Genomic DNA, 12941 nt, shown 5'->3' with positions numbered 1-12941 from the left:
AAACTGCGTGAAAAGCTGTTAACACCCATCACGCTTTACAGCGCAAAAAGGCTGGTGATTAAAAAATCACCAGCCATCAGCCTAATTACTTAAGCTGCGTTCTTGAAATTGAACTTATTTAAGTTCAACAGAAGCGCCTGCTTCTTCAAGAGATTTTTTCAGAGTTTCAGCTTCGTCTTTGCTTGCAGCTTCTTTGATAACTGCTGGAGCTGATTCTACCATGTCTTTAGCTTCTTTCAGGCCAAGACCGGTTGCACCACGAACTGCTTTGATAACTGCAACTTTGTTCGCACCAACAGATGCCAGAACAACGTCGAATTCAGTTTTTTCTTCAGCAGCTTCAGCTGGGCCCGCAGCAACAGCAACAGCTGCAGCAGCAGAAACGCCGAATTTTTCTTCCATCATAGTAATCAGTTCAACAACGTCCATTACAGACATTTCTGCAACTGCATCAAGGATTTGGTCTTTAGTGATAGACATAACAAGTGTTCCTAAAATTCAGAAATAGTTTATACGTTAAAAAGCAACGAAGGAAAGGGCTTATGCAGCTTCTTTCTGATCGCGCAGAGCAGCCAGAGTACGAACCAATTTGCCGGCAGCGGCTTCTTTCATGGTTGCCATCAGGCGTGCGATTGCTTCATCGTAAGTTGGGAGAGTTGCCAGACGATCGATATCTTTCGCTTGGATTAACTCACCTTCAAAGGCCGCAGCTTTAATCTCAAATGCTGGATTCGCTTTCGCGAACTCTTTGAACAGACGAGCGCCAGCGCCCGGATGTTCGTTAGAGAAAGCAATTAAGGTTGGACCAACAAACGCGTCTTTCAGTACATCATAAGCAGTACCTTCAACAGCACGGCGAATCAGCGTGTTACGAACAACACGGATATAAACGCCAGCTTCGCGACCTGCTTTACGCAGTTCAGTCATTTTTGCTACAGTTACGCCGCGTGAATCAGCAACAACTGCAGAAAGCGCGCCTTTGGCTACTTCGCTGACTTCAGCAACAATCGCTTGTTTGTCTTGAAGATTTAGTGCCATTAGCTTCTTGCTCCTGGATTAACCGGGAAAACCCGGGACTCACATCACTCAAACACAACATTATGTAAGAGCGCTAAAACACGGTGAGCAGAATAGAAATCCAGAATTAAATTCTAGGTATCTCTGTCACCGTCTACGCAGGTAAATTAAGTAGCTACTAGTAACTAATAAACTACACCTGCGGTCTTGGACGGGGTCTGGAAAGGCCAGACTCCATACCGAAATTTGTGGTTTGTTGGGCACATTTCTATACCCAACAAACTCGAAGCGTCAAATTTTATACAAATTTGCCGCAAAGGTAAAGCCTAATTGCCAATTAGCAGATGCTAACGGAATTAAACTGCTGCTGACAGACCAGATTGGTCGATAGCAACACCTGCGCCCATGGTAGTGGACAGGCTGATTTTCTTGATGAAAACGCCTTTAGCAGAAGCTGGTTTTGCTTTTTTCAGCGCGATCAGCAGTGCTTCTAAGTTTTCTTTCAGTTTGTCAGCGTCGAAATCAGCTTTACCGATAGTGGTGTGGATGATTCCGTTTTTGTCGTTACGGTAACGAACCTGACCAGCTTTAGCGTTATTAACCGCTTCAGCAACGTTAGGAGTTACAGTACCAACTTTCGGGTTTGGCATCAGACCACGTGGGCCCAGAACTTGACCCAATTGGCCAACAACGCGCATTGCATCTGGAGAAGCAATAACAACGTCAAAGTTCATTTCACCAGCTTTGATTTTATCAGCCAGATCTTCCATACCAACCAGTTCAGCGCCAGCAGCTTTAGCAGCTTCAGCGTTTGCGCCTTGTGCGAACACAGCAACGCGAACTGAACGGCCAGTACCGTTTGGCAGTACAGTTGCACCGCGAACGTTCTGGTCAGATTTACGAGCATCGATACCAAGATTGATAGCTACGTCAACGCTTTCCACGAATTTAGCAGTCGCTAATTCTTTCAGCAGAGCAACGGCTTCATTGATGTCATACTGTTTAGTTACATCAACTTTCTCACGGATATTGCGCATGCGCTTAGTCAGTTTAGCCATTCTATTAGTCCTCCACTACCAGGCCCATGGAACGAGCAGTACCAGCGATTGAACGCATCATCGCGTCAACGTCAGCACCAGTCATATCCGCAGCTTTAGTTTCTGCGATTTCGCGAACCTGTGCAGAAGTCACTTTACCAACTTTGTCTTTGTTCGGCTTACCAGAACCAGACTTAACGCCAGCCGCTTTTTTCAGCAGAACTGCTGCCGGTGGAGTTTTAGTTACAAAAGTGAATGAACGGTCTGCATAAACAGTAATAACAACAGGAATTGGTAAACCTTTTTCCAGGCTGTCTGTTTTTGCGTTGAACGCTTTACAGAATTCCATGATGTTCACACCTTGCTGACCCAGTGCTGGACCAACCGGTGGACTTGGGTTTGCCATACCAGCTGCTACTTGCAGCTTAACGTAGGCTTGTACTTTCTTAGCCATGAATATTTCCTCAAATTGGGTAATAACGCCTTAATGGATTAAGGCTCCCCGTTACATTAACGCCCCGCAACACACCGTTTGCGCAGTATGATGCCAAGCATAAAAAACAAAAGGCGCGAAATTGTATGAAAATTTCGCGCCTTTTGCAAGTCTGCTATTCGGATTAGTTAGGCTTTTTCTACCTGTCCGAAGTCTAACTCAACTGGAGTTGCACGACCAAAAATAGAAACAGAGACTTTTAAGCGGCTCTTTTCATAGTCGATTTCTTCAACAACACCGTTGAAGTCAGCGAATGGACCTTCGCTAACACGAACCATTTCACCTGGTTCAAATAGCGTTTTAGGACGTGGCTTATCACCAACTTGTTGTAAGCGATTCATGATCGCATCAACTTCTTTATCACTAATTGGTGCTGGACGATCTGAAGTCCCACCGATAAAGCCCATTACACGCGGAACACTGCGTACTAAGTGCCAAGAGTCATCATTCATGACCATTTGAACTAATACGTAACCAGGGAAGAATTTACGCTCGCTCTTACGGCGCTGGCCGCTACGGATCTCAACAACTTCTTCAGTTGGAACCATAACATCGCCAAATAACTCTTCCATATTATGTAATTTGATATGTTCACGCAGAGACTGTGCTACGCGACCTTCAAAACCAGAGAATGCCTGAATGACATACCAGCGTTTTTTAGGTAAATCTGACATTTAGAATAACCTCAGGCTTGTAATAAATGAAACTAAACGCACTAGGATACCATCTAATCCCCACAGGATCAGTGACATTACAGCCGTTACAGCAGCAACAATCAAAGTCGTTTGTAATGCTTCCTGGCGAGTAGGCCAAATGACTTTCTTCACCTCGATGCGAGCTTCGCGCGCAAACGCCAGAGTTGCTTTACCTTTTGTGGTCCACAAAGCAACAGCACCAGCAATAGCTACTACAGCCACAACTGCAAAAGCACGCAGTGCGAGATTATATTGACGGAAGTAATAGTTGCCCACGATAGCAACAATTAATAAGGCACAGACAACTACCCATTTGAAGATGTCTACACTGCGTCCACTTCCTTGAGCTTCGCTATTCGCACTCATAATTCAACCTGTTACCATGAAGTATGTATAAAGCTCGCTTGCCTTACCTATGCAGTATGGCAATCAGAGCACACCAATAGAATATGCCAGCATACCCAGTAAATTTAATGACCACCCTATTTCGAAAATAAATTTCTTTTCGTGGCAGCGGTAAAATATACCATAACTTCTGAGCAAAACCTTAATAAATCTCATATAACTGCATCAGGCTCTCAATACAGTCAGTAAATCGTTGTTTCAGAGCCTATCTCACCAATAATTATGAAAACGATTGATGAGATAGGTTCTTAGGTTTAAACGCTAACATTTTAAAAACTTGAGTATAAAAAGGGCATCAGTCGATGCCCTTTTTACTAAAGTGGTTCTTTCTTATTCAGAAAGAGCGGTATTATGCAATGATTCTTGCAACAACACCCGCACCTACAGTACGACCACCTTCACGGATTGCGAAACGTAAACCATCATCCATCGCGATTGGGTGAATCAGAGTCACGATCATGTTGATGTTGTCGCCTGGCATTACCATCTCTACGCCTTCTGGCAGTTCGATAGTACCGGTTACGTCAGTTGTACGGAAGTAGAACTGTGGACGGTAGCCTTTGAAGAATGGAGTATGACGACCACCTTCATCTTTGCTCAGAATATAAACTTCTGATTCAAATTGAGTGTGTGGCTTGATTGAACCTGGTTTAGCCAGTACTTGACCACGTTGAATTTCTTCACGCTTAGTACCACGCAGCAGAACACCAACGTTCTCACCCGCACGACCTTCGTCCAGCAGTTTACGGAACATTTCAACGCCAGTACAAGTTGTTTTAGCCGTTGCTTGGATACCAACGATTTCAACTTCTTCACCAACTTTGATGATACCACGCTCAACACGGCCTGTTACTACTGTACCACGACCAGAGATTGAGAATACGTCTTCGATTGGCAGCAGGAATGGCTTGTCAATTGCACGCTCTGGTTCTGGGATGTAAGAATCCAGGTAGCCTGCTAATTCAACAATTTTCGCTTCCCACTCTGGGTTGCCTTCCAGCGCTTTCAGTGCTGAACCGCGAACAACTGGAGTGTCGTCGCCTGGGAAATCGTATTGAGACAGAAGTTCACGAACTTCCATTTCAACTAATTCTAACAGTTCTTCGTCGTCTACCATGTCACATTTGTTCAGGAAAACGATGATGTAAGGAACACCTACTTGGCGACCTAACAGGATGTGCTCACGAGTTTGTGGCATTGGGCCATCAGTCGCAGCAACAACCAGAATTGCACCGTCCATCTGCGCAGCACCAGTGATCATGTTTTTAACATAGTCGGCGTGACCTGGGCAGTCTACGTGTGCGTAGTGGCGAGTTGGAGTGTCATATTCTACGTGAGAAGTAGAAATGGTGATACCACGCGCTTTTTCTTCTGGTGCGTTATCGATTTGGTCGAATGCACGAGCGTTACCGCCGTAAGTTTTAGCCAGAACAGTAGTGATTGCTGCTGTCAGGGTAGTTTTACCATGGTCAACGTGGCCGATTGTACCAACGTTAACGTGCGGTTTTGAACGTTCAAATTTTTCTTTAGACACGACTCTATTCCTTATGGAGTTCCCTCTTCACGATAAAGAAGGAACTTAAATTAAAGTAGTTAAATCGATAAAAATCGATTATCTAGCGTTACGAGCTTCGATTACAGCTTGTGCAACGTTGTTTGGCGCTTCATTGTACTTCAGGAACTCCATAGAGTATGAAGCACGACCTTGTGTCTGAGAACGCAGGTCAGTAGCATAACCGAACATTTCGGACAATGGTACTTGTGCACGAACAACTTTACCAGTAGGTAAGTCATCCATACCTTCAATCATACCACGACGACGGTTCAGGTCACCAATTACATCGCCCATGTAGTCTTCTGGAGTTTCCACTTCAACTTTCATGATTGGCTCAAGCAGAACTGGTTTCGCTTTTTTGAAGCCGTCTTTAAATGCCAGCGATGCTGCCAATTTAAACGCCAATTCAGATGAGTCAACATCATGGTAAGAACCGAAATGCAGACGAACACCCATGTTAACTACTGGATAACCAGCTAATGGACCAGACTTAAGCTGCTCTTGCAGACCTTTGTCAACCGCAGGAATGTATTCCGTAGGGATTACACCACCTTTGATTTCGTTGACAAATTCGTAGTCCATTGGCAGACCATCTTTGTCTTTCTTGTCCAGTGGGTACATATCGATAACGACATGACCGTACTGACCACGACCACCAGACTGTTTCGCGTGTTTACCTTCGATATCAGTCACTTTAGCAGTGATTGCTTCGCGGTAAGCTACTTGTGGTTTACCAACGTTCGCTTCAACTTTAAATTCACGACGCATACGGTCAACCAGAACGTCCAAGTGCAATTCACCCATACCAGCGATGATAGTCTGATTAGTCTCTTCATCACTTGATACGCGGAATGATGGGTCTTCTTGAGCCAGACGGCCTAATGCGATACCCATTTTTTCTTGGTCAGCTTTAGTTTTTGGTTCGATTGCAACAGAGATTACTGGCTCTGGGAATTCCATACGCTCCAGGATGATTGGTGCATCAACTGCACATAAAGTATCACCTGTAGTTACGTCTTTCAGACCGATAGCAGCCGCGATGTCACCAGCGCGAACTTCTTTAATCTCTTCACGCTTGTTAGCGTGCATCTGAACGATACGACCAAAACGCTCTTTCTTCGCTTTAACAGCGTTCAGAACGGTATCACCTGAGTTAACAACACCGGAGTAAACACGGAAGAATGTCAGGTTACCAACGAATGGGTCAGTTGCAATTTTAAATGCTAAAGATGAGAACGGCTCTTCGTCACTTGCATGACGTTCAGCTGGAGTATCTTTACCATCGTCCAGAATACCGTTAATTGCCGGTACATCTGTAGGAGCTGGTAAGTAATCCACGACCGCATCCAGCATCGCCTGAACACCTTTGTTCTTAAATGCAGAACCACAGGTAACCAGGATAATTTCGCTAGCAAGAACACGTTGACGTAAAGCACCTTTGATTTCGGCTTCAGTCAGTTCTTCACCGCCCAGATATTTTTCCATCAGTTCTTCTGATGCTTCTGCAGCGGATTCGATCAGGTTGTTGTGCCACTCTTCAGCCAGCTCTTGCATGTCCGCAGGGATATCTTCGTATTCGAAGGTAACGCCTTGGTCTTCATCGTTCCATTTGATTGCTTTCATTTTCAGCAAGTCAACAACACCAGTGAACGACTCTTCTGCGCCAACTGGTAATTGCAGTGGAACTGCAGTAGCTGCTAAACGAGTTTTTAACTGCTCAACAACGCGTAAGAAGTTCGCACCCATACGGTCCATTTTGTTAACGAACGCGATACGTGGAACTTTATATTTGTTAGCCTGACGCCATACAGTTTCAGACTGTGGCTGAACACCACCAACCGCACAGTAAACCATTACCGCGCCATCAAGAACACGCATAGAACGTTCTACTTCGATTGTGAAGTCAACGTGTCCCGGGGTGTCGATGATGTTGATACGGTGTGGTTCATACTGCTTAGCCATACCAGACCAGAATGCAGTAGTCGCAGCTGAAGTGATAGTAATACCACGCTCTTGCTCCTGCTCCATCCAGTCCATTGTTGCAGAACCTTCGTGGGTTTCACCGATCTTATGGTTTACACCAGTATAGAACAGAATACGTTCAGAAGTTGTGGTTTTACCGGCGTCGATGTGTGCACTGATACCGATGTTACGATAGCGTGCTATGGGCGTTTGACGAGCCATTTTTTCCTCTCTCGTGGGCGTTCAATTCTTCATATAAAGGGCAGCTGAAAGCTACCCTGAGATACATCACTAAGATTGGTAAGAGATTACCAACGGTAGTGTGCGAACGCCTTGTTAGCTTCTGCCATACGGTGAACGTCTTCACGTTTCTTAACAGATGAACCTTTGTTCTCAGCAGCGTCTGATAATTCGTTTGCCAGGCGAAGCGCCATAGATTTATCACCGCGTTTACGAGCAGCATCAACGATCCAACGCATTGCCAGGGCATTACGACGAACCGGGCGAACTTCAACTGGAACTTGGTAAGTTGAACCACCAACACGGCGGGATTTAACTTCCACAGTCGGACGCACGTTATCAAGTGCTAATTCGAATGCGTCAAGTTCAGTTTTACCAGAACGCTGAGCAAGGAGCTCAAGTGCGTTATATACGATTGCTTCAGCAGTAGATTTTTTCCCGTCTACCATCAGGATATTTACAAATTTGGCCAGTAATTCTGATCCGAACTTAGGATCTGGAAGAATTTTACGTTGACCAATTACGCGACGACGTGGCATGGATATGACTCCGTTGTTAATTCAGGTTTGTCCAAAACTCTACGAGAGTATTTTGACATTAAGATTAAAAATGTTTGGCCTTACTTAACGGAAATCCATTAAGCCTTAGGTTTCTTCGCGCCGTATTTAGAACGAGCTTGCTTACGGTCTTTAACACCAGAACAGTCCAGTGCGCCGCGAACGGTGTGATAACGCACACCTGGCAAGTCTTTAACACGACCGCCACGGATCAGGATTACGGAGTGTTCCTGCAAGTTGTGGCCTTCACCACCGATGTAGGAAGATACTTCGAAACCGTTAGTTAAACGAACACGGCATACTTTACGTAATGCTGAGTTTGGTTTTTTAGGAGTGGTAGTATATACACGAGTACATACGCCACGTTTTTGCGGGCAAGCTTCCAGTGCTGGAACGTTGCTTTTCACAACTTTCGAGCTACGAGATTTGCGTACCAGCTGATTAATAGTTGCCATTATTAAAAAAGCTCCTGGTTTTTTTGCTTCGTAAACACGGATTTTGACCTCGTTCGCCAACATGACGATACACGAGGACGCGAAATTTTATTGCCGACTGGCTCAGGTGTCAAGAAATATACAACTTTTAGTGACTTTATAAGGCAAAATGTTGCTTATGAGCTTCAGTTAGCTTTACAAAACCTTGATATGAGATGATAGAAACGCCATCAGCTACCTGATCTTGTAGCCCTCGGGCGTCAATATCTGCATCCAAGGCATAGATTTGGGCACCGCTATTTTGTAGTTCCGCAAGATATTTGGATTGTGAAACGGCGGCAATCACACCATCTTGGAAAAGCAATATAGCGTCTTCATTGGTGATTAAACGCAATAGCGCGGAAAAATCACATTTAAATGGAGAAGTGGCTAGGGTGTATAGCATAGGCAGGATCCTACTATAGATCAAAATCCGAACACAAGATCAAATTTTGAACACGCGCTCAAAATTTCAGCACAACATCACAGACAGATAACTGCTCTTGGATCTGCTGGGGTGTTAAAAATTCAGGTGTCACAATCCACTCATTTTGCTGGCTAAGACCTCTTTCCTTTAATGACTCTGAACATAGGTAAATGTTTTCAATGTCATAGAGAGGTAAAATCTTGAACGTCGCAATATAGTCCCGAGCTAAAATTTCTTTAGGCTGCTGATGAGCGAGTAATTGGCATACGCCATCAGAAAGAAAGAATACACTGATTTCCTCAGTCAGTGCTGAGGTCGCTAATAACGCATCCAGTCCTTCGCGCCCACTGGCACTACCATGTGGCATAGTCGTAAAAACAAAGGCTATTTTCTTCACAAGAGACCTTATCTTATATCTTATATCTTATATCTTATATCTTATATCTTATAGAGTGACGTGGTTCATGATGTTCAGGTTTAAAACTGGATTGTGCGGTCAGTGGTTAACATGGATTCAGCCAGACTTCCTAAACCGCTCATGGTAAAACTTTCAGATAAATTATAAGCAGATAGCGATAGCGCGTTAGCTTGCTCTTCATCTGTAATACCACGACGTAACCCTGCTGCAACGCAGATATTCATTTCACAGCCCGACTCTTGTGCCAGCTGGCGCCATGCTTTGACCAGATCAAATTCATCATTCGCAGGGGAAGTTAAAGCATTGCCATTCAGAACGCCATCTTGATAGAAAAACACCGTCTTCAATAGATGCCCCTCTTGAAGAAGGGCCTTGGCAAATTGATAGGCATTTGCTGATTGTGAAGTGCCGTATGCGGGGCCTGTCACTAACAAACAATAGGTTAGCGGGGTTGTTTTACTCATTCACCACTCTTAAATTGGCGGATATATAAATAGACAGTGTGCTTGGAAATATTCAGGCGGTCAGCAACTTGGTTGATAGCATCTTTGATATCAAAGATCCCTTTTTCGTACAGGTTCAGAACCACTTGTTTATTTTTCGCGTTGTTAGAAACATTACGGTCATTGCTAACTTCTTCGATGGTGTATTCCAATGTTTGTGCGACTAAGTCATCAACTGAAGACGCAAAGTTCACATCGGAAGTCACTTCTTGCTTTTCTTCCGGCACAAAAGACTTAATGATTTCAGAGAATGGCACATCCAAGTTCATGTTGATACACAGTAAGCCAATAACTCGTTGCTTACGGTTACGAATCGCAATCGTCACAGACTTCATTAAGTCGCCACTTTTCGCTTTCGTAAAATACGCTTTAGAGACATTGGATTCCGCATCCGCCATGTCATGAAGCATTCTTAATGCTAAGTCAGTGATAGGGGAGCCAATTTTACGCCCTGTATGCTGACCATTCGCTATTCTCACTGCTGAACATTTGAGGTCTTCTAAAGAGTGAAGAACAATTTCACAATGCTCACCGATTAGCATAGCGAGCCCGTCAACCGCAGCTTCATATGATTTTAAAATTTCGTGGTCAGTCTCAGTAAACGGCTGGTTATCAAGAATATTAATATCACTGAGGTCTTGGGATTGTAATGCATCAGACATTTCAACGGCATCCTTCTAAAGTGTATAAAATTCATCACGTCAACCAATGAGGCATTCATTATTCGACTCATTTGCCTTCACTTTATCGTACATAGTCAACGGATGTGATGATTAAAAATAAAAACGAATCTACTGAAGTTAAAACTCCAAGGCGTTGCCGTCAAGCGAATGAATGCAAGAGAGTATGTTTTATCACAAGTTTTAAAGAATATAAGATTTTTAAATGTAAATTTTTAATCGAGAATGACACAACTCTGCTTTTTTAGCATTGAATTGCGTAACCCAATGAAAAAAGCCCAGAACGAATCTGAGCCTTTTTGTTTTTAACACTGTGAAATCTTATTTTGCAGCAGGTTTGATGTCTAATAATTCAACATCAAAGATCAGCGTTGAATTTGCTGGGATACCTGGAACGCCGTTTTCACCGTAAGCTAATTCTGGTGGGATAACTAATGTCATCTTGCCACCTTTCTTCAGGTTAGATAAACCTTCAGTCCAGCCTTTGATCACTGAGTTTAATGGGATAGTCAGTGGCTCGTTACGAGAATAAGAACTATCGAATTCAGTGCCATCAACTAAAGAGCCTTTATAGTGAACAACAACGGTTTCGTCTTCTTTAGGTTTGGCACCAGTACCGTCTTTTTCAATTTTGTACAGTAGGCCAGACTTAGTTTTCACTACGCCCTTTTCTTTTGCAAATTTCTCGCGATATTCGTCACCTTTCTTCACGTTAGCTACTGATTCAGCTTTGATTTTATCTTCAGCTGCTTTTTTCACTTGTCCTTCGAATTGACGTAATGTTTCTTCAACTTGTGCATCAGTCATTTTGCTTTTGCCGTTGAATGCATCTTGAACACCAGCCAGTAATTGGGCTTTGTCCAGATTAATACCGATCGATTTTTGTTCTTCTAAAGAATTCTGCATATAGCGACCTAAAGAGGCACCTAATGCGTATGCGTTACGCTCTTCTGCATTTTTGAAAGCGCTCGCTTGTGTTTTTGCTTCTTCCGCCATAACTTGTGGGGCAGTAAAAGCGAATGCTAATGTTGTTGCTAATAGACTTGCCTTAAACAGTGATTTCATCCTAATCTCCGATAGCTATTATTCGAGCCATACGGCTCATTTTTATTGATAGCTGTTCCTTACCTTAAAAAAACAAGCTGTCAGTTAACACAATAAATATAAGAATATCTTAGACCACATTAACAAAAAGAGGTTTCAACGCCTACACCTTTAAATAAAACTTATCTGTTGATTTGTAATGTTCGGTTATTATGATGTTTTTTTCATGATGAGAACCCATAAGGAGAGTCTAAAATGGATTCATCAGACAATTTTGAACAGCGTTTAGAACTTTTAGAAAGCAAAGTTGCTTTCCAAGAATTGACCATTGAACAGCTTAACCAAGTAATTACAGAACAACAAATGCAGCTGTCAAAAATGCAGGAACATTTACGTATTGTGGCGGAGAGATTAAAAGCATCGCAATCATCTCACCTAGCTCGTCCAGAAGAAGAGACTCCACCGCCACATTACTGAAACTATCAACGAAAAAAGGAAAGCATCTGCTTTCCTTTTTTTTACTCATTGGCGCTAGGGATTAGTGGCAACCACAACCGCCATGCTTGTGACCGTGGCCTTGACCTTCGCCACCACCACAGCAACCGCCTTCTGAACCGTGGCTATGACCGCCACCGCCACAGCAACCACCTTCGTGGTCATGGTCGTGGTCGTGACCATCAGCACCATGGACGTGGCCATGAGCGATTTCTTCTTCAGTTGCTTCACGGATAGCCATGACTTCAACATTAAATTTCAGGTTTTGACCTGCTAGCATATGGTTACCGTCAACGATAACTTCATCGCCTTCGATGCCAGTGATTTCAACTGGAACTGGGCCCATGTCAGTGTCCGCTAAGAAACGCATACCCACTTCCAGCTCGTCAACGCCCATGAATACATCTTTCGGTACACGTTGAACTAAGTTGTCATCATATTCACCATATGCATCGTCTGAAGCGACTTCAACATCGAAATGTTCGCCAACTGCACGACCTTCTAATGCTTTTTCCAGACCAGAAATTAAAGAACCACGGCCATGCAGATAGTCCATTGGCGCATTTGCCGGGGACTCATCAACTAAAACACCGTCTTCTGTTCTTACTTGGTAAGCTAGGCTTACAACCAAGTCTTTTGCTACTTTCATGACATCTCCTACGACCCGTAAGGGAAAAATTTTTGCCAATTGTACCGGAAAACAATTGTGCTGTATTGAGAATTGACAAAATTCTCTTATTCTGGGGTAAAAATTCCAATAACTTGTTCTTGCTTTCTCACATGCTCAGTTGCATCGCCTTCAGCTTGACGTTGTTGATCCCCACAATTCACACATTCAACCACATCAATTTTATCTTCTCGCCACATCATTAAGGTGTCTTGAGACTTACATTTAGGACAGGTTGCCCCAGCAATAAAACGCTTACGTGTTGCTGCCATT

18 protein-coding genes are annotated in these 12941 nt (G+C 43.6%); 1 reads left to right on the top strand and 17 read right to left on the bottom strand.

Annotated features, from left to right (window positions below):
• Nucleotides 1-114: 114 nt before the first annotated feature.
• From rplL to fkpA, 15 genes are all read right to left on the bottom strand, one after another.
• Nucleotides 115-480 carry a 50S ribosomal protein L7/L12 gene (gene rplL / locus QS795_RS01545; RefSeq protein ID WP_006657047.1) on the bottom strand — a complete coding sequence of 122 codons (366 nt, stop codon included), beginning with the start codon at nucleotides 478-480 and terminating at the stop codon, nucleotides 115-117.
• 60 nt (nucleotides 481-540) lie between these two features.
• Entirely contained in the window at nucleotides 541-1038 is a 498-nt protein-coding gene (rplJ, locus tag QS795_RS01540) for a 50S ribosomal protein L10 (RefSeq protein WP_006657046.1), read from the bottom strand.
• 335 nt (nucleotides 1039-1373) lie between these two features.
• On the bottom strand, nucleotides 1374-2075 hold the full coding sequence (gene rplA, locus QS795_RS01535; RefSeq protein ID WP_132497207.1) for a 50S ribosomal protein L1: 702 nt from the start codon (nucleotides 2073-2075) through the stop codon (nucleotides 1374-1376).
• Between the two features lie 4 nt (nucleotides 2076-2079).
• A complete protein-coding gene (gene rplK, locus QS795_RS01530) occupies nucleotides 2080-2508 on the bottom strand; it encodes a 50S ribosomal protein L11 (protein WP_006657044.1) in 429 nt (142 codons plus the stop codon).
• A 167-nt stretch (nucleotides 2509-2675) separates the two neighbouring features.
• Entirely contained in the window at nucleotides 2676-3221 is a 546-nt protein-coding gene (gene nusG / locus QS795_RS01525) for a transcription termination/antitermination protein NusG (RefSeq protein ID WP_006657043.1), read from the bottom strand.
• Nucleotides 3222-3608, bottom strand: coding sequence for a preprotein translocase subunit SecE (gene secE / locus QS795_RS01520; RefSeq protein WP_286272746.1), 387 nt, complete (start codon nucleotides 3606-3608; stop codon nucleotides 3222-3224).
• A gap of 388 nt (nucleotides 3609-3996) precedes the next feature.
• Nucleotides 3997-5181: an elongation factor Tu gene (gene tuf, locus QS795_RS01515; protein ID WP_096759607.1), complete on the bottom strand. Its 1185-nt coding sequence runs from the start codon at nucleotides 5179-5181 to the stop codon at nucleotides 3997-3999.
• Nucleotides 5182-5259: 78 nt separating this feature from the next.
• Nucleotides 5260-7386 carry an elongation factor G gene (gene fusA / locus QS795_RS01510; protein WP_154602339.1) on the bottom strand — a complete coding sequence of 709 codons (2127 nt, stop codon included), beginning with the start codon at nucleotides 7384-7386 and terminating at the stop codon, nucleotides 5260-5262.
• Between the two features lie 86 nt (nucleotides 7387-7472).
• The gene (gene rpsG / locus QS795_RS01505; protein ID WP_006813694.1) at nucleotides 7473-7943 is read right to left on the bottom strand and encodes a 30S ribosomal protein S7; all 471 of its coding nucleotides are present in this window, start codon (nucleotides 7941-7943) and stop codon (nucleotides 7473-7475) included.
• A 98-nt stretch (nucleotides 7944-8041) separates the two neighbouring features.
• Nucleotides 8042-8416, bottom strand: coding sequence for a 30S ribosomal protein S12 (rpsL, locus tag QS795_RS01500; protein ID WP_004265905.1), 375 nt, complete (start codon nucleotides 8414-8416; stop codon nucleotides 8042-8044).
• A gap of 136 nt (nucleotides 8417-8552) precedes the next feature.
• Nucleotides 8553-8840: a sulfurtransferase complex subunit TusB gene (gene tusB / locus QS795_RS01495; RefSeq protein WP_154602338.1), complete on the bottom strand. Its 288-nt coding sequence runs from the start codon at nucleotides 8838-8840 to the stop codon at nucleotides 8553-8555.
• A 58-nt stretch (nucleotides 8841-8898) separates the two neighbouring features.
• Nucleotides 8899-9228, bottom strand: a complete 330-nt coding sequence (gene tusC / locus QS795_RS01490) for a sulfurtransferase complex subunit TusC (RefSeq protein WP_154602349.1) — start codon at nucleotides 9226-9228, stop codon at nucleotides 8899-8901.
• Nucleotides 9229-9338: 110 nt separating this feature from the next.
• Nucleotides 9339-9743, bottom strand: coding sequence for a sulfurtransferase complex subunit TusD (tusD, locus tag QS795_RS01485; RefSeq protein ID WP_286272674.1), 405 nt, complete (start codon nucleotides 9741-9743; stop codon nucleotides 9339-9341).
• Nucleotides 9740-10444: a helix-turn-helix transcriptional regulator gene (locus QS795_RS01480; RefSeq protein ID WP_036948726.1), complete on the bottom strand. Its 705-nt coding sequence runs from the start codon at nucleotides 10442-10444 to the stop codon at nucleotides 9740-9742. Before QS795_RS01480 ends, tusD begins: the two co-directional genes overlap by 4 nt.
• Nucleotides 10445-10783: 339 nt before the next feature.
• Entirely contained in the window at nucleotides 10784-11527 is a 744-nt protein-coding gene (gene fkpA, locus QS795_RS01475; RefSeq protein ID WP_154602336.1) for an FKBP-type peptidyl-prolyl cis-trans isomerase, read from the bottom strand.
• 234 nt (nucleotides 11528-11761) lie between these two features.
• Here fkpA and QS795_RS01470 point away from each other — a divergent pair, with 234 nt between their 5' ends.
• On the top strand, nucleotides 11762-11983 hold the full coding sequence (locus QS795_RS01470) for a SlyX family protein (protein ID WP_036948724.1): 222 nt from the start codon (nucleotides 11762-11764) through the stop codon (nucleotides 11981-11983).
• Between the two features lie 61 nt (nucleotides 11984-12044).
• Here the strand turns inward: QS795_RS01470 and slyD are convergent, their stop codons facing one another.
• Together slyD and QS795_RS01460 are read right to left on the bottom strand one after the other, a co-directional pair.
• A complete protein-coding gene (slyD, locus tag QS795_RS01465; RefSeq protein WP_286272677.1) occupies nucleotides 12045-12650 on the bottom strand; it encodes a peptidylprolyl isomerase in 606 nt (201 codons plus the stop codon).
• A gap of 86 nt (nucleotides 12651-12736) precedes the next feature.
• On the bottom strand, nucleotides 12737-12940 hold the full coding sequence (locus QS795_RS01460) for a YheV family putative zinc ribbon protein (RefSeq protein ID WP_036948717.1): 204 nt from the start codon (nucleotides 12938-12940) through the stop codon (nucleotides 12737-12739).
• Nucleotide 12941: the final 1 nt, after the last annotated feature.

This window comes from Providencia zhijiangensis (genome assembly GCF_030315915.2).
In the GTDB taxonomy this organism is placed as follows: domain Bacteria; phylum Pseudomonadota; class Gammaproteobacteria; order Enterobacterales; family Enterobacteriaceae; genus Providencia; species Providencia zhijiangensis.
The sequence above is the reverse complement of the archived record's forward strand: the minus strand, read 5'-3'. Positions and strand labels throughout refer to the sequence as shown.

Coding starts and splice junctions, on each gene's coding strand:
- rplL (WP_006657047.1), bottom strand. CDS start 480: ATGTCTATCACTAAAGACCAAATCCTTGATGCAGTTGCAGAAATGTCT.
- rplJ (WP_006657046.1), bottom strand. CDS start 1,038: ATGGCACTAAATCTTCAAGACAAACAAGCGATTGTTGCTGAAGTCAGC.
- rplA (WP_132497207.1), bottom strand. CDS start 2,075: ATGGCTAAACTGACTAAGCGCATGCGCAATATCCGTGAGAAAGTTGAT.
- rplK (WP_006657044.1), bottom strand. CDS start 2,508: ATGGCTAAGAAAGTACAAGCCTACGTTAAGCTGCAAGTAGCAGCTGGT.
- nusG (WP_006657043.1), bottom strand. CDS start 3,221: ATGTCAGATTTACCTAAAAAACGCTGGTATGTCATTCAGGCATTCTCT.
- secE (WP_286272746.1), bottom strand. CDS start 3,608: ATGAGTGCGAATAGCGAAGCTCAAGGAAGTGGACGCAGTGTAGACATC.
- fusA (WP_154602339.1), bottom strand. CDS start 7,386: ATGGCTCGTCAAACGCCCATAGCACGCTATCGTAACATCGGTATCAGT.
- rpsG (WP_006813694.1), bottom strand. CDS start 7,943: ATGCCACGTCGTCGCGTAATTGGTCAACGTAAAATTCTTCCAGATCCT.
- rpsL (WP_004265905.1), bottom strand. CDS start 8,416: ATGGCAACTATTAATCAGCTGGTACGCAAATCTCGTAGCTCGAAAGTT.
- tusB (WP_154602338.1), bottom strand. CDS start 8,840: ATGCTATACACCCTAGCCACTTCTCCATTTAAATGTGATTTTTCCGCG.
- tusC (WP_154602349.1), bottom strand. CDS start 9,228: ATGCCACATGGTAGTGCCAGTGGGCGCGAAGGACTGGATGCGTTATTA.
- tusD (WP_286272674.1), bottom strand. CDS start 9,743: ATGAGTAAAACAACCCCGCTAACCTATTGTTTGTTAGTGACAGGCCCC.
- QS795_RS01480 (WP_036948726.1), bottom strand. CDS start 10,444: ATGTCTGATGCATTACAATCCCAAGACCTCAGTGATATTAATATTCTT.
- fkpA (WP_154602336.1), bottom strand. CDS start 11,527: ATGAAATCACTGTTTAAGGCAAGTCTATTAGCAACAACATTAGCATTC.
- QS795_RS01470 (WP_036948724.1), top strand. CDS start 11,762: ATGGATTCATCAGACAATTTTGAACAGCGTTTAGAACTTTTAGAAAGC.
- slyD (WP_286272677.1), bottom strand. CDS start 12,650: ATGAAAGTAGCAAAAGACTTGGTTGTAAGCCTAGCTTACCAAGTAAGA.
- QS795_RS01460 (WP_036948717.1), bottom strand. CDS start 12,940: ATGGCAGCAACACGTAAGCGTTTTATTGCTGGGGCAACCTGTCCTAAA.